This is a genomic window from Thiorhodococcus minor (assembly GCF_010820565.1).
Taxonomy (GTDB): domain Bacteria; phylum Pseudomonadota; class Gammaproteobacteria; order Chromatiales; family Chromatiaceae; genus Thiorhodococcus; species Thiorhodococcus minor.
Genome location: NZ_JAAIJQ010000226.1, coordinates 1 through 1,904 on the forward strand (window position 1 = coordinate 1; position 1,904 = coordinate 1,904).

General features: G+C 58.2%; 2 protein-coding genes. Both read left to right on the forward strand.

The window, feature by feature from the left end; genetic code table 11:
- Positions 1-1,401: RHS repeat-associated core domain-containing protein (locus tag G3446_RS26505; protein ID WP_164456651.1), on the forward strand; the 1,401-nt coding region annotated here is incomplete at its 5' end.
- 90 nt (positions 1,402-1,491) lie between these two features.
- A complete protein-coding gene (locus G3446_RS26510; RefSeq protein ID WP_164456652.1) occupies positions 1,492-1,773 on the forward strand; it encodes a hypothetical protein in 282 nt (93 codons plus the stop codon).
- Positions 1,774-1,904 lie beyond the last annotated feature (131 nt).

Here is a 1,904-nt window from a genome sequence, read left to right on the forward strand (position 1 = left end):
GCCACGATCACCACGCCCGAGGGCGAGGTGCTGGCCTTCGACTATGACGGCGCGCTCACCATCGACACCCAGTGGTCCGGCACCGTCAATGGCCAGGTCGAGACCGATTGGAACAGCGACCTCGCCATCGCCGCCCACACCGTCAACGCCACGCACCGCATCCCCTACGGCTACGGCGACGACGGGCTGCTGACCCGGGCCGGTGAGCTGATCCTCGCGCGCCATGCCGGCAACGGGCTGCTGACCGGCACCACCCTCGGCGGCCTCACCACCACCCAGGGCTATAACGCCTTCGGTGAACTCGCCTCCGTCAACGCGCAGCACAGCGGCAGCGCCCTCTACGGCGTCACCTACAGCCGCGACCGCCTCGGGCGCATCCGCACCAAGACCGAGACCCTACAGGGCCAGACCAGCGTCTACGCCTACGCCTACGACCTGGCCGGGCGCCTGACCGAGGTCCAGGAGAACGGCACCGTCACCGGCGCCTGGGACTACGACGCCAATGGCAACCGCATCGGCGTCGACGGCGTGGCCAACGGCAGCTACGACGAGCAGGACCGCCTGCTCCAGTCCGACACACCGGCCCGGCCACGCCCGAGCGCGGCCATTGGCTACGTCATCGACGGCCAGGATCGGCGCATCGGCAAGACCCGCGACGGTGAATTGGTCCAGGGATTCCTCTACAAGGATCAGCTCAACCCCATCGCCGAGCTGGACGGGGAGGGGAACCTGGTCGCCGTCTTCGTCTATGGCGAGCAGGCCAATGTCCCGGCTTATCTGATCAAGATCGATCCCGAGACGCAGGAGGAGACCCGCTACCGGATCCTCTCCGACCACCTCGGCAGCCCACGGCTGGTCGTCGCCGTCGAGAGCGGAGCCGTCGTACAGCGGATGGACTACGATGCCTGGGGTGTCGTCACGCGGGATACCCAGCCGGGGTTCCAGCCGTTTGGGTTTGCCGGGGGGCTCTATGATTCAGACACTGGGCTCGTGCGGTTTGGGGCCAGGGACTATGATCCCTATACCGGGCGGTGGATGGGGAAGGATCCGATTGGGTTTGGAGGGGATGGGACAAATCTATATGGATACATTCTAAATGATCCGGTTAATCTAAACGACCCATTCGGTCTGTTGTCGATGATGGGTGTAGGTGGTGCTCTTTTGACGGGGGCAGGTGGTGCTCTTGTAGGCACGGCAATCATTGGGACTGCACCTGCTTGGGCTGGATTACTTGGGGCCGGGTTAGCGGTGACAGGCGGTGCTTTGACGATTTGGGATCTTATGAGGGATATTTCAACGGTGGAGGACCTAAAAGAAAGACGTTTTGATCCGATGCAAAAGGAACTCGAAGAACTTGAACGGCAACTTGAAGATTTTGAAGATTTCCCAAAGTGCGAGTAGCGAGTGATAGCTTATTAAACTTAAAGTGTTTTGAAGTCTCATTCGGCGCTTTTGAACAGTCCATTATAGAGTATAAAGGAGAGCAACCCGGTGGCTTCGTTAACAATTACTGGTAAGATTCATCTGCTTTCCCTTATGCTGTTTCTATTTCTGGGGATTCTCGGTATTCAGTATTACGTCTTCAGCGAACTTTTTGTTCCCAGGTTTTTGGATTACTTTGGCAAAAATCTGCCTGATGGTTCAGTCGCTAAGATGCGTGCGCAGTTGGAGGTGTTATTTAGCGCTCTCCTGATGTGGCCGATGTTCCTTATTGGGTCTTTATCAACTGCGCTGTATCTTCTTATCAAGAAGAGGAAAGAAGCGGAAGAGTAGTGGTCTTGGATGCAATGTCATTAAGTTAAGCAGAAAAGTACAGAAAAGGGGACAGTGCGGCCTGGCAAGGCCGCGTGTTCTAGCGGGTGTGACTCCCGCCTGGGTAATCGTGCGCCGCGAGCCCAGTATCG